General features: G+C 71.8%; 15 protein-coding genes and 1 tRNA gene. 9 read left to right on the forward strand and 7 right to left on the reverse strand.

Features of this window, described 5'->3' with window-relative positions; translation table 11 throughout:
* Positions 1–201: 201 nt before the first annotated feature.
* The 6 genes from ACWEVN_RS26575 to ACWEVN_RS26600 form a co-directional block, all read right to left on the reverse strand.
* Positions 202–1,272, reverse strand: a complete 1,071-nt coding sequence (locus ACWEVN_RS26575) for a nucleotide disphospho-sugar-binding domain-containing protein (protein ID WP_452053101.1) — start codon at positions 1,270–1,272, stop codon at positions 202–204.
* Positions 1,273–1,357: 85 nt separating this feature from the next.
* Positions 1,358–1,576 (reverse strand): hypothetical protein, encoded by a 219-nt coding sequence (locus tag ACWEVN_RS26580; RefSeq protein ID WP_449685922.1) that lies wholly within the window; start codon positions 1,574–1,576, stop codon positions 1,358–1,360.
* Entirely contained in the window at positions 1,558–1,821 is a 264-nt protein-coding gene (locus tag ACWEVN_RS26585) for a dTDP-4-dehydrorhamnose 3,5-epimerase family protein (RefSeq protein ID WP_452053102.1), read from the reverse strand. Before ACWEVN_RS26585 ends, ACWEVN_RS26580 begins: the two co-directional genes overlap by 19 nt.
* Before the next feature lie 729 nt (positions 1,822–2,550).
* A tRNA-Arg gene (locus ACWEVN_RS26590) sits at positions 2,551–2,627 on the reverse strand.
* 1,216 nt (positions 2,628–3,843) lie between these two features.
* Entirely contained in the window at positions 3,844–4,218 is a 375-nt protein-coding gene (locus tag ACWEVN_RS26595; RefSeq protein WP_452053103.1) for a peptidase inhibitor family I36 protein, read from the reverse strand.
* Positions 4,219–4,396: 178 nt separating this feature from the next.
* The gene (locus tag ACWEVN_RS26600; protein WP_452053104.1) at positions 4,397–5,452 is read right to left on the reverse strand and encodes a LacI family DNA-binding transcriptional regulator; all 1,056 of its coding nucleotides are present in this window, start codon (positions 5,450–5,452) and stop codon (positions 4,397–4,399) included.
* A 58-nt stretch (positions 5,453–5,510) separates the two neighbouring features.
* Here ACWEVN_RS26600 and ACWEVN_RS26605 point away from each other — a divergent pair, with 58 nt between their 5' ends.
* Entirely contained in the window at positions 5,511–6,692 is a 1,182-nt protein-coding gene (locus ACWEVN_RS26605) for an MFS transporter (RefSeq protein WP_452053105.1), read from the forward strand.
* A 184-nt stretch (positions 6,693–6,876) separates the two neighbouring features.
* Positions 6,877–8,055: a sensor histidine kinase gene (locus ACWEVN_RS26610; RefSeq protein WP_452053110.1), complete on the forward strand. Its 1,179-nt coding sequence runs from the start codon at positions 6,877–6,879 to the stop codon at positions 8,053–8,055.
* On the opposite strand, the gene ACWEVN_RS26615 is transcribed toward ACWEVN_RS26610, so the two are convergent.
* On the reverse strand, positions 8,029–8,667 hold the full coding sequence (locus ACWEVN_RS26615) for a histidine phosphatase family protein (RefSeq protein ID WP_452053106.1): 639 nt from the start codon (positions 8,665–8,667) through the stop codon (positions 8,029–8,031). The two genes, ACWEVN_RS26610 and ACWEVN_RS26615, sit on opposite strands and share 27 nt — an antisense overlap.
* A 56-nt stretch (positions 8,668–8,723) precedes the next feature.
* Between ACWEVN_RS26615 and ACWEVN_RS26620 the strand changes: the two genes are divergently transcribed.
* The 7 genes from ACWEVN_RS26620 (at position 8,724) to ACWEVN_RS26650 (ending at position 21,970) form a co-directional block, all read left to right on the forward strand.
* A complete protein-coding gene (locus tag ACWEVN_RS26620) occupies positions 8,724–10,751 on the forward strand; it encodes a cytochrome c oxidase assembly protein (protein ID WP_452053107.1) in 2,028 nt (675 codons plus the stop codon).
* A 130-nt stretch (positions 10,752–10,881) separates the two neighbouring features.
* Entirely contained in the window at positions 10,882–12,558 is a 1,677-nt protein-coding gene (ettA, locus tag ACWEVN_RS26625; protein ID WP_449685894.1) for an energy-dependent translational throttle protein EttA, read from the forward strand.
* Positions 12,559–12,574: 16 nt separating this feature from the next.
* Complete coding sequence (locus ACWEVN_RS26630; protein WP_452053108.1) at positions 12,575–15,154, forward strand: hypothetical protein; 2,580 nt, start codon at positions 12,575–12,577, stop codon at positions 15,152–15,154.
* A gap of 485 nt (positions 15,155–15,639) precedes the next feature.
* Complete coding sequence (locus ACWEVN_RS26635) at positions 15,640–20,625, forward strand: NAD-glutamate dehydrogenase (RefSeq protein WP_452053109.1); 4,986 nt, start codon at positions 15,640–15,642, stop codon at positions 20,623–20,625.
* Positions 20,622–21,041: an acyl-CoA thioesterase gene (locus tag ACWEVN_RS26640; RefSeq protein WP_310972124.1), complete on the forward strand. Its 420-nt coding sequence runs from the start codon at positions 20,622–20,624 to the stop codon at positions 21,039–21,041. The genes ACWEVN_RS26635 and ACWEVN_RS26640 overlap by 4 nt, the downstream gene beginning before the upstream one ends.
* Positions 21,034–21,669, forward strand: coding sequence for a hypothetical protein (locus tag ACWEVN_RS26645; protein WP_449685890.1), 636 nt, complete (start codon positions 21,034–21,036; stop codon positions 21,667–21,669). Before ACWEVN_RS26640 ends, ACWEVN_RS26645 begins: the two co-directional genes overlap by 8 nt.
* 52 nt (positions 21,670–21,721) lie before the next feature.
* Positions 21,722–21,970: a hypothetical protein gene (locus ACWEVN_RS26650; RefSeq protein ID WP_449685889.1), complete on the forward strand. Its 249-nt coding sequence runs from the start codon at positions 21,722–21,724 to the stop codon at positions 21,968–21,970.
* Positions 21,971–22,267 lie beyond the last annotated feature (297 nt).

A 22,267-nucleotide genomic window follows, 5' to 3' on the forward strand; every position in this document is an offset into this window, starting at 1 on the left:
CCGGCCAGGATCGCGCCGCCCGTCTCGGGGATGTTCTCCGCGCCGACGACCTTGGCCGTCAGCCGAAGCCACGTCGATGTCGGCGGTGACGGTCGACCGGGCCGGGTCGTCGGCGGTCACGATCTGCGGTGCCTCTCAGCCGTCCTTGACACCGTCATCCACCGGAGGGCACCTTCGCCGGCGCTCTGTTCCGGCGGGTATTCATCGGCCCAGCGCCTCCAGATTGGCGACGACATCGAGAGGTGAGAGCTGCGCCGCCATCTCGCGGGCGACGGCCGCTGCAGCCGTGGCGAACGCGGGCGTGCCGAGCAGGTCTTCGCAATGCGCGGCCACGGCTCTCGGGGTGACTTCGTCGGGCAGCATCCTGATCCCCGCCCCGGCCTTGGCGACCGCGTCCGCGTTCTCGAACTGGTCGTCGAACTGCGGCAGGGCCAGTTGTGGCACACCGGCGGAGAAGGCGGTCAGCGTGGTGCCCTGGCCGCCGTGCTGGATCAGCACATCGCAGGCGCCGAGCACCTGGTGCAGCGGCATCCGGCCGGCCTGGCTGACGTTCTCCGGCAAGGGACCCCAGGAGGCGATGGCCCGCTCGTCGACCGCGATCACCACGTCGACGTCCAGCCGCCCGAGCTCTCGCACGACGGCCAGCATTTTCCCGTGCAGATCGGGAATTCCGAAAAGCGGAACCAGGGTGCCGAGCGTCAGGCAGATCCTGGGTTTCGTGCGCGGCGCCAGCACCCAGTCGGGAACGTCCGCGGTGCCGTTGTAGGACACGTGCCGGAAGCTCAGCTGGCCCGTCGTGTGCGGCAGGCGCAGGCTGGGGGGCCACGGGCTCAGCGACAGAGCGGGCTCCGGAAGGGTGAGTCCCGCCGCGACCGGCGAGCCGGCGAGCACCTCGACCGCGCCCGCACGGTACTCCGGCAGTTCGGCCACGCCCCACCGCACGTCGGCCAGCGGTGTTCCGTGCGCGGCCGCGGCGAGCGGGCCGGCGAACTCGGCGCGCTCGCTCAGCACGACATCGGGCCGCCAAGCGTCCACAATGGACATCATCCGCGGCAGCGTGGCGGCAGCGATCCGCCCGAACACCCGGCCGTGCACGTGCCGCCGCTGTTCGATCGGGTGCGTGGACAGGTCCGGGCCCAGCTCGACGAAGTCCATCGGCGGCCCGCTCGACACCGCGGGCAGCCCGGACCGCAGAACCGTGTCGACGAAGTTTTCCGGGACGGCGACCAGCACCTCGTGCCCCGCCGCCCGGCAGGCCCAGGCGAGTGGCACCAGCGGGAAGAAGTGCCCGAGCAGCGGCTCGGTGGTGAACAGGATCCGAATGATTGGCTCCGATCTCGGTAACCGGCAGGCCCGGTCAGTGCCCCAAGGCCACTTCGGCGGCTTTGCGCTTGTCGTAGTGCGGAAGCAATCCGCGTTCCCGGGCTTCGGCGAGCGTCGGCGCGACTCGGTCGCGCGCGGACAGGATCGGGGTGAGGTCCTGCGGCAGCGGAAGTCCGAACTCGGGGTCCGTCACCGAGAGCGCGAGCTCGTTCACCGGCACGTACTCCCCGGACATCACGGTGTCGTCCTGCAACGCGATGAACGCGTGGCCGACGCCGATTTGGCACAGCCGGGCGGCGTCGCCGTGAAGTGCACACCCCGGACCACGCCCCGGCGCGACCGGCTGTGACTGGTCTGGGCCACGCTGAAGAGCCGCCGACCGGTGGCCGGCCGGAACGGCGTCTCCTGGAACGGCGAGACGAAGAGGCCGCGATCGTCTGAAATCGGGTTCGGCGTGATTTCCAGGGCACCTTCGACGGAAAGCTCACGTATCTGCATCGCTGTCCCCGCTCAAGAGTGACTCCCACGATGTTCGGACTGCGCCTGGATTCACCGCAGCAAGCGTGGCACCGGCACAACCGGGCCGGCGTCTTCAGCCCTGCTGTTCGCCGCTGGGCGATGGCGGGTGGCGCTTCGCGCGCGGTGTCACCGGACCGCTGTCCTTGTGGAGACAAGACCGCCGGGCTCCGGAGGTCCGGTCCGGTTGCCCGCCCTGCCCGCTCGCCGGCGTCAAGCCGCGTCCGATGTGGAGGCCGGGTGTTCCGTTGGCTCTTCGGGCGTTCGGGGCGGTGGTCCCGGAGTGGGGCGGGCACGGTCGGCGAGGTGGCTGAGCTTGGTCAAGTGGCGTTGGACCAGCCCGGCGCGGCGGGCTTCGTCGAGCGCTGTCCGGGTGATGGTGTTCTGCCGTCGTCGGCGGTGACGACCGCCGGGTGCTTCCTGGTGCACTGTGGGTCTCCTTTCCGTTCGGTGCTTCACTCGATCGTGGGGTGCGTGCGCGCACCGAAGCCGCGGTCGATCGGTCAGGTAACAAGGTTGTTTCGGGAAGAACTCGTTCGGGACCCGCTGGTCCACCTGGGCGCTTACGCGGTGCGCCTTCCGGAGTCCTGCACGCGAGAGGGGACGAGACGCGGGACAGTCCACAGTGGGAGTACGGCCGAGGCGACGAGTGTGGGCCCGATCACTGGCCCGGGGCACGCCGTGCGCTGCTGCGCACGGCGTCTTCCCTGGTGGCGCCCCCGGCAGGACTCGAACCTGCGACCTAGAGATTAGAAGGCTCTTGCTCTATCCAGCTGAGCTACGAGGGCCCGCGCCGACGGCCGCTACCGGTGACCCGGCACTGGCAGCTTAGTCGTCGCCACCCAGTCGATCGTTCGACACCGGCGAATCGTTTCAGGTCTCGTTCGACGTAATTCGGGAGTTTCGCGCACGCAGTGATGATCGGACCCCTGCTTGAAGCGATGTGACCCCTCCTCCTGTGTCCGGGGAAGTGCTGAGCGTGACCGAGCGGGCTTTTCCGCGCGGCCGGAACCTGTAATCTGGCCATCAGAAGGCTCTTGCTGTGTCCAGCCAGAACCCTGCTCGCCCGCTCGACCCGCGGCCGGGCAGGCAGCGCCGTGGGCTTTTGCGCACCGCTGCTTGCCCGGCGCAGCGGGCGGCGAGCCCGGTTGCCGGCCCCCTTTCTGCTGGGAAATCGTGTGCAGGAGGCTCCTGCCTGCAGGAACGTCGGGGGCGACCACCTCGGCCGCCTGGCGTTCGGCCGCTGGGTGCGGTCGACCTGGGGGTTGCCGAGCGGTTGGGGGCCGTCGGGGTCTTGGCGAATGGTGGTTCGGTCTCCGGCGTCGTTGGCGGGTGCGTGCCAGACGGGTGCCCGGCCGCTGGGGTGGTCGGTTTTGTGGCTGCCGCGGGTCCGGCTGTCGGGGCTGTGGTGAGCGGTGGCTCGTCGGGTCGCTGGGTGCGGACGGTGAGTGGTGCCACGGTGCGGGCGCCGGGCGGCTGCCCGTCCCCGGCGGGCGGCCTGCTGGAGTTCGCCCCCCGGTCGGCTGAAAGCGCCACCCGAGAACTCCAGCAGACCTCCCGCCCGCCCGGAACAGGCTCCCCGTGCGCCCCGGACGGGCCCGTGTGAGCCCCGGACGGGCCGTATGAGCCCGGATGGGCCCCGTGTGAGCCCCGGACGGGCCGCGTGAGGCCCGGATGGGGTGCGTGAGCCCCCTGGAAGGGCTGCTTGGAGCCTCGGATCGGGAGCGTGAGGTTTCGGATCAGGCCGCGTGAAGCCCGGATGGGGCTCGGTGCGCCCCAGATCGCTGCGTGAGGCCCCGGGAAGTGCTCCCGTAAGCCCCGGAGGGGCTCCTGAGGGCCCAGGGGCCCCGGGACAGGTTGCGGGGAGCCCGTGGGCGCGCCCTGCCGCAGGGGGCGCGCCCACGGGTGGGGCCGCTTCGGGGGAGCGGCCCCGGTCGGGCCCGGCCGCCGCCGCGAGCCGGCTCCTGCCATGGAGCGGGCGGCTTGGCGGGGCCCGGGTCGGTGTCACTCCCAGATCTGGATGCCCCGGACCAGGAATGGCGCGTTCGGGACGTACGTGCCGCCACCCGGATAGGTGACGAAATCTCCTTCCGTCGAGCATTCCGCGTCCTGGTACACCGTGACGTCGCGGGTCATCAAATTCGCGAACGACGACCCGTCGAACCCTTCCGGCAGTGGCAGACATTCCTCGGTATTGGCCGAGCGCAGGTCGAACCGCTGGATTTCGCCGGCGTAACCGTCGGACGGCCACAGGCAGAACTCGCCCTTGCGGCAGCCCGGATCCGCGCCCGCGTGTGCGGCTCCGACGCTGGTCAGCAGGCCGACCATGGCCAGGACCACGATGTGCGGCAGGCGGGAACGAAGACGACGTGAAGACATGGTGGATTTCCCCTCCGGAATCGCGGCTCTTGCGGGGCCGCGGTGAACGTGTGATTCCAGATTGGCGGGCGGTGGGGGATTTGTCAGCCCGCGATTTCGAATCTGTGGACAAGTGTCCGGCAATGGAAAGGTTGTCCACAGCCGCCGAGGAAGGTCTTGCGGAAAAACAGCGGCGGTGCTACGCGGGGCCCGTGCTCCCGCGCACCACCAGCGAAACCGGCACCTCGACCGGCGCCGGCACCGACCCGTCGTCCAGCAGCCCCAGCGCCAGTTCCCCGGCGATCCGCCCCTTGGCCGCGAGGTCCTGCCGGACCGTCGTCAGCGGCGGCGACGACCACGACGCCGGCGGGCTGTCGTCGAACCCGGCCACCGACAGCTCACCCGGCACGCTGATCCCCAGCTCACGGGCCGCGGCGAGCACCGCCAGCGCCAGCTGGTCGGACATGCACAGCACCGCCGTCGGCCGCGGCGACGCCCCCAGCAGCGCGAACGCCCCCGCCATCGCACTCTCCGCGCTGAGCCCGGCCGCCTCCTCGACGACGACCGGGCACGACCCCAGCTCGTCCAGGTAGCCGCCCAGCCGTTCGCGGACGTCGTGGAACGGCGCCGCCGAGGCCTCCGCCACGGTCAGCGCACCCCCGCCGGGCCGGAGGTGGCTGCACGCGGCGAAGATCCCGAACCGTCGGTGCCCCAGGTCCAGCAGGTGCCGCGCGGCCGCCGCCGCTCCGGCCCGGTCCGCGCAGCCGACCCGCGCCGTGCCGGGCAACAGTGGCTGGTCGATCACCACGAGCGGCAACCCCCGCGTGCGCACCGCCTCCAGCGAAGGAGCGCCGTCGGGCAGCGAATAGACGATCGCGATGTCGGCCTGCGCGGCGAGCACGCGGTCGGCGGCCGGCCCGCCGAAAACGCCGCCGGGCAGGAGCAGCAACGCGTGGCCGCGCGGATCGATCACCCGCGCCAGCGCGTCCAGCGTCAGGTATAGCGCCGGGTCCGAAAACGCCATCGACAGCGACGTGTCCAGCAGGACCGCGATCGCGCCCGTGCGGCTGGTCGCGAGGCTACGCGCGGTCGGGTCCGGACCGGGGTAGCCCAGCTCGGCCGCCACCCGCAGGACCTCGTCCCGCAGCCGGGCGGACAGCTGGTCGGGCCGGTTGTAGGCGTTCGAGACCGTCGCGCGCGAGACGCCGACGGCGCCGGCGACGTCGTCGAGCGTGGGACGGCGCCGCCGGGTCATCCGCGCAGTCTAACCAGGGGCGGTGGACTTTCTGAAGCGCTTAAGTCACGCTGGAGGCATGCGGGACCGGATCGCGGTGTTCACCGTCTTCGCCCTCAACGGGCTCGCGCTGGGGTCGTGGGCGTCACGCACACCCGCCCTGACCGCGCAGGTGCACGCCTCACCCGGCGTCTTCGGCCTGGCCCTGCTCGGGGCCAGCGTCGGCATGCTCGCCGCCGCCTCGGTGTCCGGACGGCTGATCGAACGGGCCGGTGCCAGGGCGGTCGTCGCCGGGAGCACCGCGATGGCCGCCGGTTCGCTGGTGCTGATCGGACTCGCGCCCACCGTCCCGCTGCTGGCCGGGGCGCTGCTGGTGATCGGCGTGAGCGTCGGGATGCTCGACGTCGCGATGAACGTCGCCGGCGTCGCGGTCGAACGTCGCCTGGGCAAGCCGGTGATGTCCGTCTTCCACGCCGGGTTCAGCTTCGGCGCGCTCGCCGGTTCGCTGGCCGCGGGCCTCGCCGCCGGCCACGGCTGGTCCCCGGCGCGCCACCTCAGCGTGGCCGCCGTCGTCGCGGTCCTCGTGCTGGCCGTGGTGATCCGCGACGTCCCGGGCATCCGCCCCCGGCACACCGAAGAACCCGTGGTCACGCCCGCCCGCGCGCCGATCCGGCGGCCGGTGCTGTGGCTGCTCGCCGCGGTCGCCCTGTGCTCGGCCATCGCCGAAGGGGCGTCGTCGGACTGGTCGGCGCTGCTGATGACGGTCGAGCGCGGCGTCGGCCAGGGCGCCGCCGCCCTCGCGTTCGCCGGGTTCCAGCTGGTCATGGCGCTGACCCGGCTGGCGGGCCCGTGGGCGCAACGCCGGTTCGGTCCGACGCGCTGCCTTGCCGCGGGCGCCACCCTCGCCGCAGCCGGGCTGCTCGCCGCGGCCCTGATCCCGGTCGCCGCCGTCGGGTACGCCGGGTTCGCGCTGGCCGGCGCGGGTCTCGCCGCGTCCTTCCCGATGGCCCTCAGCCTCGCGGGGGACGCCGGGAAGCGCGGCGACGGCACCGGCGGTGAGCGCGAGATCGGCTTCGTCACCGCCGTCGCGTACACCGGCTTCCTGGGCGGCCCGCCGATCGTCGGCGGGATCGCGCAGGCGACGGACTACGACGTGGCGTTCGTCTTCGTCGCGCTCGTGGCGGCCCTGATCCTGCCCGCCGCGCTCTTCGCCCGCCGGTCGCGACGGCGGGAAGAGGCGGAGGCGATGATCGGCCGGTAGCCGTTCCGGGCACGAAATCCGTGCCGGAACCGGCGTTTTCGCCACGCCCCGGGCGTTGACAGTCCGCTGGTGCGCGAGGCAAGCTGAACCCCGTCGGTAAACTGAAATGAATACGGCGACGTTTCAATTTCAGGTCGGCTGATCAAGGTAGGGGCCTTGGTCCGGGGAGGACGTCGTGAGGGTTGTGCTGCTCGGCGGAGCGGGGGCGCTCGCCGGCGGAAGCGGGCGGTTCGGCGGGACCGGCCTGACGCTCGTGCGGGACGCCGTGCCGCGGCTCGTGCTGGTGCCGGTCGCGTTCCGGCTGGCGCTGTTCCTGCAGGCCGTCTGGTCCGGCGGTCCGCTGAGCGCGCCGGTGCTCTGGGTCGCCGTCGTCCTCTACCTGGTGCCGAACCTCCTGGAGGTGGGCTGGGTCTTCCGCCGCGCCACCGGGATCCGGCCGGTGCTGGCCGCCGATACCGCGTACACGCTCGTGACGAGCTTCGCCGCCGCGATGTTCGCGGCGCATTCGCCCGAGCTGCTGACCCTGGCCTGGCCGAACATCATGGGCACGGTCATGGTCTGGACCCTGCTGCGCGGCGCGCCCGCCGGGGCCGTCGCCATCGTCGGCGCGCTGCTCCTGCGCTACGGCATGGCCGCGGTGTCGGGGACGTCGGCGCCCGCGACGTGGATCCTGCTCGCCCTGGTCGCGGCCGCGGTGACGGCGCTGGCCATCGTCCTGCTCGTCGCCGGGTCCATGCGGTTCGCGCTCGGGCTGGGCGAACAGCGTGGCCGGGCCGCCGAGCGGGAACGGCACCGCCGCGACGTCCACGACACCGTCCTCCAGGTGATGGAGTCCCTCGCACTGCCCGCGCCCGGTGACGCGCTCGACCCGCGCGGCAGCCTCGACCAGGTCCGCCGCACCGCCCGCGCGCACGCCCTGCGCCTGCGGCTGAGCCTCGACGGTGACGCGCCGGCCGAGCCGGGCGGGCTCGAACACCGCCTCGGCGCGCTGGCGGTCGAGATGACGGCCGACGGCCTCCGCGTCGACCTCGTCGTGCTCGCGAAGCCCACCGACGTCCCCGAAGCCGTCGTCAACGCCCTTCACGACGCAACCCGCGAAGCGCTGCGAAACACGTTGAAGCACGCGAGGACGGCGAAGGCCGTGGTGTGCCTCGAAGAGCGCAAAGGCGTCGTCACGGTGTCCGTCCGCGACCACGGCACCGGCTTCGACCTCGGCGCGCGCCGCGCCGGGTTCGGCATCGAGAACTCGATCCACGCGCGGATGGCCGAAATAGACGGCGACGCGCGCATCGACTCGGCGCCCGGCCACGGCACCCGCGTCGTGCTGACCGCGCCGCTAAAGCTGGGTTTCCCCGTCGGGTGAGTCCCGCCACTGGGCGAACGGCCGGTCCAGCACCCACTTGCCATCGGACTCGGTGAGGACGCGGTATTCGCAGGTCGCCGGGTTGGAGAGGGATTCGAACAATTCGATGCTCCAGCCGAAGAGCCGCCGGCACAGCAGCCGCAGCGTGAGCCCGTGGGAGACGATCAGCACCGTCTCCGGGTGGCTTTCCTCGCGCAGGCGCAGGTCCGAGAGGAACGCCGCGACGCGGTCGTCGACGTCCGCGCCCGACTCGCCGAACGGCAGCCGGTAGAAGAAGTGCCCGAACTCGTGCCGCCGCGCCTTCTGGACCTCCTGGTCGGCCGGGTCCTGCAGGTTGCCCCAGTCCTGCTCGCGCAGCCGCGGCTCCTGCACCAGCCGCTCGCACGACGCCCGGATGTCCAGCAGCCGCAACGTCTCCCGGGTGCGCAGGTACGGGCTGACGTACACCGCGGGCCGCGCGCCGTCGAGCAGGCGCGCGATCTCCGGCGCCACCGCGCGGGCCTCCCGCTCGCCCTTGGCGGTCAGCGGGAGGGCGTGGTCGGGGATCCGCGTGTAGGCGAGCTCGTCGACGTTGCCGAGCGACTCCGCGTGCCGCAGCAGGATCATCTTCACGGCTCCATCCTGCCCGTCACACGGGCCTGACCGGGCCGGGGCATACCCTCAGGGGCGTGTCCGCCACGAAATCCGACGTCCCCACCCAGCGCCGGGCCAGTGTGCTGCCCCTGCTCGTGGTCGGCGTCCTGCTGGCCGCCGTGGTCGCGATCGGCCTGATCGCGCTGACCGGCGGGGCCGGCTACGCGATCGCCGGCCTGCCCGACCCGGGCCTGATCACCAAGTACGGCATCACCGTCATGCGCGTGCTGTCCGAATGCGCGTCGGTGATCTGCGTCGGGGCGCTGCTGCTGGCCGCCTTCCTGGTGCCGCCGCAGAAGTCCGGGACGCTCGGGCCGGAGGGCTACGGCGCCCTGCGCGCGGCGGGGATCGCCGCCTGGGTGTGGTTCGGCGCGGCCCTGCTCTCGGTCGCCTTCACCGCCGCCGACACCGCCGGGAAGCCGTTCGGCGACGTGCTGGACCCGCAGACGCTGCTCGACCTCGTCGGCGCCATCGAACAGCCGAAGGCGTGGCTGTGGACGGCGCTGATCGCCATCCTCATCGCGCTCGGCTGCCGGCTCGCGCTGTCCTGGGGCTGGACGGCGGTGCTGTTCTTCCTGGCCGTCGGCGGGCTGGTCCCGGTCGCCGTCACCGGGCACTCCGCCAGCGGCGGCTCGCACGACGTCGCCACCAACAGCCTGCTGTTCCACCTGGTCGCCGCGGCGCTGTGGGTCGGCGGCCTGATCGCCCTGCTGGCGCTGGGGTACCGGCGCGGGAGTCACCTGAGCCTGGCCGCGCAGCGGTTCTCGAAGCTGGCCCTGATCTGCTGGATCGTGATGGCCCTCTCCGGCGCGGTCAACGCGCTGGTCCGGATCGGCCTGAACGACCTGTTCACCACCGATTACGGCCTGCTCGTGGTGGCCAAGACGGTCGCGCTGCTCCTGCTCGGGGTGTTCGGTCACCAGCAGCGTGAGAAGGGGGTCGCGAACCTCAAGAACGGCACAGACGGCAAGGGTGGCGCCCAGCTGCTGCGCCTGGCCTCGGTCGAGATCCTGATCATGTTCGTCACCATCGGGATCGCGTCCGGCCTGGCCAGGACGCCACCGCCGGCCGACGCGATCACCCAGCCGTCCACCACCGAGCTGCTGATCGGCTACAACCTCGACGGCGCGCCGACGGTGTGGCGGCTGCTCTTCGACACCCGGTTCGACCTGGTCTACGGCACCTTCGCGCTCGTCCTCGGCGGCCTCTACCTCGCCGGGGTGCGGCGGCTGCTGCGCCGCGGCGACACCTGGCCGGTCGGCCGCACGATCGCCTGGATCGCCGGGTGCGTGGTGCTGCTGATCGCGACGTCGTCGGGCATCGGCCGGTACGCGCCCGCGATGTTCAGCGTCCACATGGGCAACCACATGCTGCTGTCGATGGTGGCGCCGGTGCTGTTCGTGCTCGGCGGGCCGGTGACGCTCGCGCTGCGCGCCCTGCCGGCCGCGGGCAAGGACGCCCCGCCCGGGCCGCGCGAGTGGCTCGTTGCCTTCGTGCACTCGCCGGTGTCGCGGTTCCTGACCCACCCGGTGGTCGCGCTGGTGCTGTTCGTCGGCTCGTTCTACGCGCTGTACTTCTCCGGCCTGTTCGACAACGCGCTGCAGTACCACTGGGCGCACCTGGCGATGAACGGGCACTTCCTGCTCGCCGGCTACGTCTTCTACTGGCCGGTGATCGGCGTCGACCCGTCGCCGCGGCGGATCCCGTACCTCGGCCGGCTCGGCATGATGTTCGCCGCGATGCCGTTCCACGCGTTCTTCGGCGTGATCCTGATGAGCAAGCAGACGGTCATCGGGCAGGCCTTCTACAGCCAGTTGCACCTGCCGTGGGTCACGGATCTGCTGGCTGACCAGCGGCTCGGCGGCGGCATCGCCTGGGCCGCCGGCGAGGTCCCGGTGCTGCTGGTGCTGATCGCGCTGCTGGTGCAGTGGTCGCGGCAGGACGAGCGGGAGGCGAAGCGGCGTGACCGGCGCGAAGCGGCAACGGGCGACGAAGAGCTGAACGCCTACAACGCGATGCTGAAGAACCTTGCCGAGGGCAAGCGACCCTCGGGTTCCAGTTGAGGTTGAGCCGCCGTCCGGGCGCCGGGAAAACGGCCGTTTTGCTACTCTCGCCGTGATCTCGGGCTGACTTTCGGTAGTCCGACGGTGACCGGCGTCGAGGCGCGATCGAGCGCGCTCTACGATCGTGGGTATGGCCGAGTTCATCTACACCATGAAGAAGGTGCGCAAGACCGTCGGGGACAAGGTCATCCTCGACGACGTCAGCACCGCGTTCTACCCCGGCGCCAAGATCGGCGTGGTCGGGCCGAACGGTGCCGGTAAGTCCACCGTTCTCAAGATCATGGCGGGGATCGAGCAGGCCAGCAACGGCGAAGCGTTCCTCCAGCCCGGCGCCTCGGTCGGCATCCTCATGCAGGAGCCGGAGCTCAACGAGGAGAAGACGGTCCGCGAGAACGTCGAAGAGGGCCTGGGCGAGGTCAAGGTCAAGCTGGACCGCTACAACGAGGTCCTCAAGCTGATGGAGACCGAATACAGCGAAGAGCTGCTCGAGGAGATGGGCAAGCTCCAGGAGGAGCTGGACCACGCCGACGCCTGGGAGCTCGACTCGACCGTCGAGCAGGCCATGGACGCGCTGCGCTGCCCGCCGCCGGACGAGGGCGTCACCCACCTCTCCGGTGGTGAGCGCCGCCGGGTCGCGCTGTGCAAGCTGCTGCTGTCGGCGCCGGACCTGCTGCTGCTCGACGAGCCCACCAACCACCTGGACGCCGAAAGTGTCCTGTGGCTGGAGCAGTTCCTGGCCCGCTACGCCGGCGCTGTCCTCGCCGTCACCCACGACCGGTACTTCCTCGACAACGTGGCCCAGTGGATCATGGAGCTGGACCGCGGCCGCGTCGTCGGCTACGAGGGCAACTACTCGACGTACCTGGAGAAGAAGCGCGAGCGCCTCGAGGTCCAGGGCAAGAAGGACGCGAAGCTCGCCAAGCGGCTGAAGTCCGAACTCGAGTGGGTCCGGTCCAACGCGAAGGCGCGCCAGACGAAGTCGCGCTCGCGCCTCGACCGCTACGAGGAGATGGCGGCGGAGGCGGACAAGCACCGCAAGCTGGACTTCGAAGAGATCCAGATCCCGCCGGGCCCGCGGCTGGGCAACGTCGTGGTCGAGGTCGAGAAGCTGCAGAAGGGCTTCGACGGCCGCGTGCTCATCGACGGGCTGTCGTTCAACCTGCCGCGCAACGGCATCGTCGGCGTGATCGGCCCGAACGGCGTCGGCAAGACCACGCTGTTCAAGACCATCGTCGGGCTCGAGAACCCGGACGGCGGCGACGTCAAGATCGGTGAGACGGTCAAGCTGTCCTATGTGGACCAGAACCGGGGCGGCATCGACCCGCAGAAGACGGTCTGGCAGGTCGTCTCCGACGAGCTGGACTACATCCACGTCGGGCAGACCGAAATGCCGTCGCGGGCGTACGTCAGCGCGTTCGGCTTCAAGGGCCCGGACCAGCAGAAGCCGGCGGGCGTGCTCTCCGGTGGTGAGCGCAACCGGCTCAACCTGGCGCTGACGCTCAAGCAGGGCGGGAACCTGATCCTGCTCGACGAGCCGACGAACGACCTGGACGTCGAGACGCTGGGCTCGCTGGAGAACGCGCTGGAGCAGTTCCCCGGCTGCGCGGTGGTGATTTCGCACGACCGGTGGTTCCTCGACCGGGTCGCGACGCACATCCTGGCCTGGGAAGGCACGGACGAAGACCCGGCCAAGTGGTTCTGGTTCGAGGGCAACTTCGAGGGGTACGAGAAGAACAAGGTCGAGCGCCTCGGCGCCGAGGCGGCGCGGCCGCACCGTGTCACCCATCGCAAGCTGACCCGCGACTGAGGGGGCGGGTTTCCCCGTGGAAGCCAGCAAACAGCACCGGACGGGCCCGTTCTCCCGAGTGGAGAGCGGGCGCTCCGTCAATGCCGGGGGAACCCTCTCCGCAGTCGGACGGCTGATCGAGCGGGCGGACGCCCTGCACCTGCGGGCGCCCGAACTCGCGCTCGTCCTCGGTGAGCGTGCGGCCGCGCTGGCCGAAGCCGCCAGCGCCGACGAGCAGTGGATCCGGGCCGAGAGCCTGGTCGTGTCCGCCCGCGTCCGGCTCGGGATGCGGCCGGCCACGGTCGGGCGCGCGGTCGCGGCGTTGCGCGCGGCCGAGCACGCGGGCTACGGCGACATCGCGGCGCGGCTGCGGATCGACCTCGCCGTCTGCGCGCGGAGCCTGGGCGTGCCGCTGACCGGCCTCGCCGCGTTGCGGCCGGTGCTGACGGATCCGGTGGTCTCGCCGGTGCACCGCGCGGCGGCGCTCTCGCACCTAGTGGGCTGCCTGGGCCAGCTCGGGCGCAAGCCGGAGCTGGACCGCGTGCTGGTGGAGGCGGACAAGCTCGTCGTCGGCGACGACTCGCTGGGGGCGGACACCCAGCTGCTGGTGCGCGCGCTGTTGCGGGTCGGCACGGCCGCCCACCGCCGGCGCCACGGTGATCTGACGGCGGCGGCGGACGCGGCCCGGACCGGCCTCGGGTTCTTGGAGAAGCTGGACAACCCGGCCGACGACGGCGGGCTCGTCCGGATCCGGCTGGTGTTGCTGCTGGTCAGCACGCTGCTCGACCGCGGCGACACCGAAATGGCGTACGAGATCGCGGAGCCGGTGCTGGCCGAGCCGGTGCGGGCGGCGGGCGTCGCGCCGATGGGCTGGCTGCGGCTGGCGGTCGCGACGCGGGTCCACTTGCCTTCGGGAGCCGGTGAGGCGGCGATCGAGCTGGTGCGCGAAGCCGTGGCGAGCACGGATCGGCACGGGCTGTCGGCGATCACCGCGCGGCTGTGGCTGGAGCTGGCGCAGTTGCAGGAGCGGTTCGGGCAGGCGGAGGAGGCCATCGCGTGCCTGTACCGCTCGCGGGCGGCGGAGCAGCTGCACGCCCGGGCCCGGCGGCAGGCGTGCAGTGTGCTGGCCGGGGAGTTCGGCAGCGGGGAGCCGGCCTCGGTCGATCTGGACGAGGTGTTGAAGGCGGTGCCGTCGCGGCCGGTGCCGGTGGTCGTCGCTGAGCAGGCGCCGGTCGCTGCCGCCGAGCCGGAGCCTCGTGCGCCGGCTTGGTCGTTCGGGCGGGAGGAGACGCCGTCGCGGGCGCCGGCTTGGTCGTTCGAGCGGCCGCGGGTGACGGCGGACGCGGCGGAGACGACGTTGATGCCGGCGGTGCGGGACGAGCCGCCGGCCGCGCGTCGGCCGGAGCCGGTCGAGGTTCGGCGGGCTGCGGAACGGCCTGAGGTGGCCGAGCCGCGGCCTGAGGTTGTCGAGCGGCGGCCTGGGGCTTTGGAGCCGCGTTCGGGGCGGGATTCGGCGCCGGGCGTGGTTTCCCAGCGCCGGTCTGAGTCTGTTCAGACTGGGCGGGATTCGGCGCCGGTCGAGGCACGGCCGGCCGAGCGCGGTCGGGCGTCGGCTGAGGTGCGGTCGCCTGAGCCGCGGTTGGCGGACCGTGGTCGGGAGCCGGTCGAGGTGCGGTCGCCCGAGTCGCGGTTGGCGGAGCGTGGGCGTGAGCCGGAGATCCGGCGGGAGTCTGGCGATCAGCGTTCGGGGCCTATCGAGGTGCGGCCGCCGGAGCCGCGGTTGGCCGAACGTGGTCGGGAATCCGCCGAGGTGGGGCCACCCGAGCCGCGGTTGGCCGAGCGCGGGCGGGAGCCGGACTTCCGGCCCGAGGCTGCCGAGCCGGTTACCCGTGCGGAGCCTGCCGAGGCCGCCGCGCCCGCCGAAACCGGCAAGACCAAGTTCTCCTGGGCCGCGCTGGCCGAGGCTCGGCTGCGGGAGACCGCCGCCGAGCGGGAATCGGCGCCCACTCGCGTCACGCCGGCCTTGCCGCTCGCGCCCGAGCCCGCTGCCGAGCGGGAGCCGTGGGCGTCGGAGGGGCGACGGGAGGAGCCGCAGCCGTCGACGCGTCACGACGCCGAGCACGGCTCCGTGGCCGCGCGGTCCGTGCTCGACCGCCTGGGCATCTCCGCCTCCGGAGGCGCCGGGGGCCGCCGCCGGGCGGAAGACGCCGACAGCCCGCGCGCCGAAGAACCGGCCCGTGAGCTCGCTCCGCCGCCGCGGCCGGAGGACGAACCGCCGTCCGTGCCGGACTACCGCGACGAGGCCGAGCCGTGGTTGCCGCGGCTGCGGATGCCACCGTCGCTGGAGCCGATGGAGGATTTCGGACACTGGACGCCGGCGACGGCCCCGTTCCCGGAGAGCTACGCCCGCGCGATCGCGGAGGACGAGCCCCCACCGGACGCGGGCCTGGCCGACCTGCTCGCCCGCGCCCTCGCCGAACACCAGGCGGGCACGGCGAGCGCGGCGGCCTTGGTCAAGCAGCTCGGCTCCCAGGACACGGGCCGGCGCAACGGTCACGGCCGCAACGGTCACGGCGCCGAAGTCTCGGACTCCCGCGGCCACAGCTCACGCGACTGATCGGACGCTCGACCCGCGGGGGCGCCCCCGTTTTCCACGCTACCGGAGACCACCGACAGTTTCGGCGCGCCGGTGAACCGCCGGCGAGGGTTCACCCCGGCCGCCGTCCAGTCGCTGAGACGTCCCGAACCGTCGCCGACCTGCCTCACCCGGTCCACAGTGGGATCCGTCGCACCCCGGCGTCGCCGACCGGCCGACAGCGTTCGCCGAACGGCCTTGCCCCCGATCAACTGAACCGATCACGTTGGCCCCGCGCCGGGTGACGGCCGGCCAGCGCGGCTGGTCAGCGCTGCGCCGGAGCGCTGGAGACAACCCGTCAGTAGCTTGACCGATCCCGCGAATCCCGTGCCCCGGAAGGGTTTTCGCGCCTCCCGGAACCTCCGGGTCTTCATGTGATCCCGGATCGCGGCGCATTAGTGTGGGGTGGCCGGCTCAACGCCGAACCGGCACGGTGCCACCTCACGCAAACTGGAGAGTTGCCTCAAATGAGCTCGACCGGAGTCTCGTCCCTACCCGGAACCGGAGCCGAAACCGAACCCGAATTCGGCCAGCGCTCCCCGGCCAGCCCGGAGCAGATCAGGGACGACCTGATCGACGCCGCGGCCGGGCTGGCGCCGGAGATCGGGGAGCTCATCCGGCTCTACTACCGGCACATCCCGGCCGAAGAGATCGTCGGCGACGAGCCGGTCAACCTGGTCGGCGCCGTCCGCTCGCACCTGCAGCTGGCCAAGTCGCGGATGCCCGGCCGCCCGGCCGTGCGGCTGCTGAACCCGACCGTCGCCGAGGACGGCTGGGCGCGGGAAGCCACCGTCGTGCAGGTCGTCACCGATGACATGCCGTACCTGGTCGACTCCATCGCCGCGGAGTTCGCCCGCGACGGCGTGCAGGTGCAGCGCATTGTTCACCCGATCGTGGTGGTCAGCCGCGACCTCACCGGCGAACTCCTCGAGGTCCACCCCGACGCCGACCCGGCCGAGCCGCCCGCGAACTCGGCCGCCGAGTCGTGGATGTACATCGAGATCGACTTCGTCACCGACCGCAACCGGGCCCGCGAGCTCGACAACCGGCTCTCCAGCGTCCTGGGTGACGTCCGCGAGGTCGTCGAGGACGCCGAGAAGATGGCCCAGACGGCCTGCCAGCTGGCGAGCGAACTCGAAACCGACCCGCCGCGGCTGTCCGCCGACGAGGTCGCCGAGGGCGCCCGGCTGCTGCGCTGGCTGGCCGACGGCCACTTCACCTTCCTCGGCTACCGCCGCTACGAACTGATCGAGAACCCGCACCCGGAGTCCGACGAGCCGGCCCTGCGCGCGGTCCTGGCCTCCGGCCTCGGCGTGCTGCGCCAGGACAGCCTCGCCGCCCGCGGCCTGACCGCCGGCCCGGACACCGCCGCCACTGCCCTCGCGCCGACGCTGCTGGTGCTCACCCAGGCGAGCGCGCCCTCGACCGTGCACCGGCCGGTCTACCCGTACTACGTCGGCGTCAAGACCTTCGACGCCGAAGGCAACGTCACCGGCGAACACCGGTTCCTCGGCATGTTCACCACCACGGCGCTGCACGAGAACGTCCTCGACATTCCCGTCGTGTGCAAGCGCGTGCGCGAGGTCATCCACCGCGCCGGCTTCCCGATCGAGTCGTTCTCCGGCCAGCGGATGCTCGAAATCCTGCAGAACTGGCCGCGCGCCGACCTGTTCTCCGCCGACACCGACTCGCTGTACTCGACGACGACCGGCGCGATCACCCTCTCCGACCGCCGCCGGCTGCGGCTGTTCCTGCGCCGCGACCCCTACGGCCGCTTCTACTCCTGCCTCGTCTACCTCCCGCGCGACCGCTACACCACCCGCTCCCGGCTGGCGATGCAGGAAGTCCTGCTCGAAGAGCTCGAAGGCACCCAGCTCGAATACAGCGCGCGGATCGGCGAAACCGTCCTGGCGCAGGTCCACTTCGTCGTCCACACCGACCCGGCGCGCCGGCTCGAGCCGGACACGCTCAAGATCCAGGACCGGCTGAACGACGCCGTCCGCACCTGGGACGACCGGATGGTCGAAGCGGTCCTCGACGAACGCCGGGAGCGCGCCGACGGCGGCGTCGCGGTCGGCATCGTCGGCGAGGAATCGGCCACCGAGCAGGGCCAGCGCTTCGCGATGGTCTTCCCCGAGGGCTACAAAGAGGACTTCACCGCCGAAGAGGCGCTCGCCGACCTCCGCTCGCTGGACTCGCTGACCGACGAAGGCGACCTCGCGCTGTCCTTCTACCAGCCCGCCGACGCCGCGCCGGGCGAGCGGCGCTTCAAGCTCTACCTGCGCGGCGAGGGCGTCACGCTCTCGAAGGTGCTCCCGGTGCTGCAGGCCATGGGCGTCGAGGTGGTCGACGAGCGGCCGTACGAGCTGCACCGCGAGGACGGCGGCGCGTGCTGGATCTACGACTTCGGCCTCCGCGTCGACCAGAAGATGCTCGACGACTCCGACGAGCACGCCGTCGAGGAGCTGCGCGGCCGCTTCCAGGACGCCTTCGAGGCCGCCTGGCGCGGCGACGCCGAGGTCGACGGCCTCAACGGGCTCGTCCTGCGCGCCGGGCTCACCTGGCGCCAGGCCGCCGTCCTGCGCGCCTACTCGCGGTACCTGCGCCAGGCCGGCAGCGCGTTCTCCCAGGACTACATCCAGAACACGCTGCTGAACCACACCCAGGTCGCGACCAAGCTCCTGCGGCTGTTCGAGGCGAGGTTCGACCCGCAGCTGTCCGACGCCGACCGCGAGGCCGCCACCGAAGCGCTGGCGAGCGAGCTGAACGCGATGATCGACGAGGTCACCAGCCTCGACGAGGACCGCATCCTGCGCCGCCTGATGGCCGTCATCCGCGCCACGCTGCGGACGAACTACCACGTCACCGGCGCCGACGGGACGCCCCGCGAGTACCTGTCGATCAAGCTCGACCCGGCCGGCGTGCCCGATCTGCCCGAGCCGCGGCCGAAGTTCGAGATCTTCGTGTACTCCCCACGCGTCGAGGGCGTGCACCTGCGCTTCGGCGAGGTCGCGCGCGGTGGCCTGCGCTGGTCGGACCGCCGCGAGGACTTCCGCACCGAGATCCTCGGCTTGGTCAAGGCGCAGGCGGTGAAGAACGCGGTGATCGTGCCGGTCGGCGCGAAGGGCGGCTTCGTCGTCAAGCGCCCGCCGGCCCCGAGCGGCGACGCGAGCATCGACCGCGACGCCCAGCTCACCGAGGGCATCGCCTGCTACCGCATGTTCATCTCCGGCCTGCTCGACCTGACCGACAACCGCATCGAGGGCAAGACCGTCCCCGCGCCCGGTGTGGTCCGGCACGACGCCGACGACTCCTACCTGGTCGTCGCGGCCGACAAGGGCACGGCGAAGTTCTCCGACATCGCCAACGAGGTCTCGGGGCAGTACGGCTTCTGGCTCGGCGACGCGTTCGCCTCCGGCGGCTCGGTCGGCTACGACCACAAGGCCATGGGCATCACCGCGAAGGGTGCCTGGGAGAGCGTCAAGCGGCACTTCCGCGAGCTGGGCAAGGACACCCAGACCGAGGACTTCACCGTCGTCGGCATCGGCGACATGATGGGCGACGTCTTCGGCAACGGCATGCTGCTGTCCGAGCACATCCGCCTGGTCGCGGCGTTCAACCACATGCACGTCTTCCTCGACCCGAACCCCGATGCGGCGACGTCGTACGCCGAGCGCCGCCGGCTGTTCGACCTGCCGCGCAGCTCGTGGGACGACTACGACCGCTCGCTGATCAGCGAAGGCGGCGGGATCTACCCGCGCACGGCGAAGTCGATCCCGATCAGCCCCCAGGTCCACGCGGCGCTCGGGCTCGAGGAGGGCATCACCGCGCTGGCGCCGATGGACCTCATCCAGGCGATCCTGCTGGCGCCGGTCGAGCTGCTCTGGAACGGCGGCATCGGCACCTACGTCAAGGCGGAGAACGAAACCCACACCGCCGCGGGCGACAAGGCCAACGACGCCATCCGCGTCGATGGCAAGCAATTGCGCGTCAAGGTGTTCGGCGAAGGCGGCAACCTCGGCCTGACCCAGCTCGGCCGGATCGAGTTCGCGCGCAATGGCGGGAAGATCAACACCGACGCGCTCGACAACTCGGCCGGCGTCGACTGCTCCGACCACGAAGTCAACATCAAGATCCTGCTCGACCACCTCGTGCAGACCGGCAAGCTGGAGCGCGAGCAGCGCAACGAGCTGCTGGAGGAGATGACCGACGAGGTCGGCGCGCTGGTGCTCAAGGACAACTACCGGCAGAACGCCGTCCTCGGTGTCAGCCGCGCGCACGCCGCGCCGATGCTGTCGGTGCACGCGCGCCAGGTGCAGGCGCTGGTGTCCGCGGGCGCGTTCGACCGCAAGCTCGAGGCCCTGCCGAGCAACTCGGAGTTCCGCGAGCTGGAGAAGGCGGGCAAGGGCCTCACCTCGCCGGAGCTGGCGACGCTGCTCGCGCACGTCAAGCTGGAGCTGAAGGACGAGCTGCTGGCCAGCGACCTGCCGGACTCGAAGGTCTTCGCGGCGCGGCTGCCCGAGTACTTCCCGAAGCCGCTGCGCGAGCGGTTCGGCTCGGCGATCGGCGAACACCCGCTGCGGCGCCAGATCATCACCACGCTGATCGCCAACGAGGTGGTCGACGGCGGTGGCATCTCCTTCGTCTACCGGCTGATGGAGGAGATGAACGCGACGGCGACGGACGCGGTGCGCGCGTACGCGGTCGTGACGCAGGTGTTCGACCTCCCCGCGCTCTGGAAGGAGATCGACGCGCTCGACAACGTCGTGCACACCGACGTCGCCGACGCGATGGTGCTGGAGACGCGGCGCCTGCTCGACCGGGCCGCGCGCTGGTTCCTCACCAACCGGCCGCAGCCGCTGGCCCCGCTGTCGGAGATCAAGCGCTTCGGCCGGGTGCTCGGCAAGCTCGTCCCGAACATCGGCGACCTGCTGCGCGGCCGCGAGGCGGAGTCGGTGCAGAAGCACGTCGACGAGCTGATCGCCGCGAACGTGCCCGAGGGGCTCGCCCGCCGCGTGTCGCTGCTGCTGCACACGTACGGCCTGCTCGACGTCACCGAGGTCGCCGAGCTCGCCGAGCAGCAGATCGGCGTGGACGCGGTGCACAGCCCGGCCGAGACGGCGGAGCTGTACTACGCGCTGTCGGCGCACCTGGACATCGATTCGATGCTCACCGAGATCAGCAAGCTCGAACGAGGCAACCGCTGGCACGCGCTCGCCCGGCTTTCGCTGCGCGACGACGTCTACGGCTCGCTGCGGGCGATCACGCTCGATGCGTTGCGGCACAGCGATCCCGGCTCGTCCGGGGACGCCAAGATCGCGCAGTGGGAGAAGACGAACGCGTCCCGGCTGCAGCGGGCGCGCGTCGCGCTCGACGAGATCACCAAGTCCGGCCGGCTCGACCTGGCGACCCTCTCGGTGGCGGCTCGCCAGATCCGGAGCACGGTGCGGTGACCTACGTATCGCACGTCCGCCCGCGCTGGACGGACATGGACGTCTACGGCCACGTCAACCACGCGAAGCTGGTGACGCTGCTCGAAGAGGCGCGCATCCCGCTGCTGTTCAAGGGCGCCGTCGAGGCGGGGCTGGACCAGCTGCCGAAGGGCATCGTCGTGGTGCGGCTGGAAGTGGCCTACAAGGCGCCGATCGTGGTGTCCGGGCAGGAGCTGCGGGTCGACATCGACCTGACGCAGCTGCGCGCGGCGAGCTTCACGCTGGCCTACCGCGTGCACGGCGGGCCGTCCCCGGACGACCCGGTGGCGGTCACCGCGGAGACGGTGCTGGCGCCGTACGACACGGTCGAGTTGCGGCCGCGTAGGCTCAGCCCGGCCGAGTCGGAGTTTCTGAAGCAGGGGTTCGCGGATGCCTGAGTTGTTCGTGCCGGACGCGGCCGACCGGGAGACCCTCGGCGCGTTCGTCGCCCGCGCGGTCCGGCTGGACGGCCAGACGACCGTCCGGCTGCGCCGGCGCGGTGACGGCGTGGTCGAGGCCTGGACGTCGACGCCGTTCGAGTGCCTGGCCACCCGAGCGGTGGCCGGGGACGTGACGCCGGGTGACGTCACGGTGTCCGGCAACGAGCTGCTCGCGGCGCTGACCGTGGCGGGCGGGCCCCGGATGGACCCGGGCCCGGCCCGCGACCTGCTCTGGCACGGGGAGCTCCCGCCGTCCGGCCGCTGGCCGCTGGTCGACGAGCTCCCGGCGCAGGTGGTGTCCGAGCTGGCGGATCGTGGCGTCACGCTGGCCAGGGACAACGTGGGCCCGCACGGCACGCCGCCGGCGTCGCTGATGGACCAGGCGGTGCTGACCGTGAGCGGCGGTTCGGTCGAGGTCAAGGTGCAGATGCGCTGCCTGTTCGCGATGTCCGGCATGGGGTTCGTGGACTCGGACGTTCCCGGTGACGTGGTCCGCGTGACGGCCACGGACTCGTGGATGCGCCTGGACGCGCGCTATGGCGCGATCGTGCGACGCCGTCACGCGCTGTTACCGCTGTTGTTCTGACGAAGTCCTTACGGCGGCCACCGTCCGGCCCGGATCGTGGCACGCTGGAGGCATGACCCCGGACCAGGACCCGACGGCGGACTTCCTCGACGAGGTCCGCGTGTCGGAGCCGCAGTGGCGGCGCGACCGTCCGGAGGGCGAGCAGGCGCCGGAGCGCGCCGAAAGACCTGAGAGGTGGGGCCGCACGCGCGCGGCGGGCCGGGCGGCCGCCCAAGCGGCGCCCTACCTCCAGGCCGCGGCCCTGGTGGCCTGGCTGGCGAGTGGGGCATTCGACGACGGCTCGGGCAACCAGTCGGGCTGAATCCGCGCCTCCATGGGGCAGGGCTCCGCGAAGTCGGCGTCTTCAGGTGCTCGAGCCAGGGTCCGCCAAAGTCGAAGCGCCTTTGGCAGCTGCCTCACCGACCGGAACGGCACGCTGACGCCCGAACTTGCACTCCACCCAGACCTGCCCCGCCGCCCCGATCCGAAGCCAGCACCCGGCCGTAGTGACAATCGAGCTTCGGGGTGGTGGGCCGCTTACCGGTGACGCGACCTCGCACCCGCCCGAGTCAGCTGCATCTCCGGGCAGAGACCCAGCCGGCAGACCTGCTTCCACCAC

Source organism: Amycolatopsis sp. NPDC003861 (assembly GCF_053605405.1).

What these genes read in the sequence shown, in the direction of transcription:
- ACWEVN_RS26635 (WP_452053109.1), top strand. Translation starts at nt 15,640, where the DNA reads ATGAGCTCGACCGGAGTCTCGTCCCTACCCGGAACCGGAGCCGAAACC.
- ACWEVN_RS26605 (WP_452053105.1), top strand. Translation starts at nt 5,511, where the DNA reads ATGCGGGACCGGATCGCGGTGTTCACCGTCTTCGCCCTCAACGGGCTC.
- ACWEVN_RS26600 (WP_452053104.1), bottom strand. Translation starts at nt 5,452, where the DNA reads ATGACCCGGCGGCGCCGTCCCACGCTCGACGACGTCGCCGGCGCCGTC.
- ACWEVN_RS26650 (WP_449685889.1), top strand. Translation starts at nt 21,722, where the DNA reads ATGACCCCGGACCAGGACCCGACGGCGGACTTCCTCGACGAGGTCCGC.
- ACWEVN_RS26645 (WP_449685890.1), top strand. Translation starts at nt 21,034, where the DNA reads ATGCCTGAGTTGTTCGTGCCGGACGCGGCCGACCGGGAGACCCTCGGC.
- ettA (WP_449685894.1), top strand. Translation starts at nt 10,882, where the DNA reads ATGGCCGAGTTCATCTACACCATGAAGAAGGTGCGCAAGACCGTCGGG.
- ACWEVN_RS26585 (WP_452053102.1), bottom strand. Translation starts at nt 1,821, where the DNA reads ATGCAGATACGTGAGCTTTCCGTCGAAGGTGCCCTGGAAATCACGCCG.
- ACWEVN_RS26595 (WP_452053103.1), bottom strand. Translation starts at nt 4,218, where the DNA reads ATGTCTTCACGTCGTCTTCGTTCCCGCCTGCCGCACATCGTGGTCCTG.